This is a genomic window from Parendozoicomonas verongulae, from assembly GCF_009711465.1.
Classification (GTDB): domain Bacteria; phylum Pseudomonadota; class Gammaproteobacteria; order Pseudomonadales; family Endozoicomonadaceae; genus Sansalvadorimonas; species Sansalvadorimonas verongulae.
Window position 1 is genome coordinate 1 of sequence record NZ_SMME01000017.1, and the last position, 208, is coordinate 208.

The 208-nt window shown below is 53.4% G+C and carries 1 protein-coding gene; it reads left to right on the forward strand.

All coding sequences use genetic code 11. The annotated features are described in order from the left end of the window. Positions 1–19: 19 nt before the first annotated feature. Positions 20–208 (forward strand): hypothetical protein (locus E1189_RS24070; RefSeq protein ID WP_230459768.1); only part of this gene is annotated, 189 nt, incomplete at its 3' end.

A 208-nucleotide genomic window follows, 5' to 3' on the forward strand; every position in this document is an offset into this window, starting at 1 on the left:
AGACACTGGTCACTTTGTTGTGTCTGCTCATTACCAGGGCAGAGCCTACCCAATCCCCGTTCCGGTAGAATTTCAGGGGAGAGAAGCTGCTCTCCAAAGTTATTGCAGAGGCTGCCTGAAAGCTGCCGGGGTTCTCACAGTTGCAGAGCAGGGGCTTTCTTCTGATCCTGTGCACCATATCTTCGGGCAGCGTATTGATTCGCTGGTG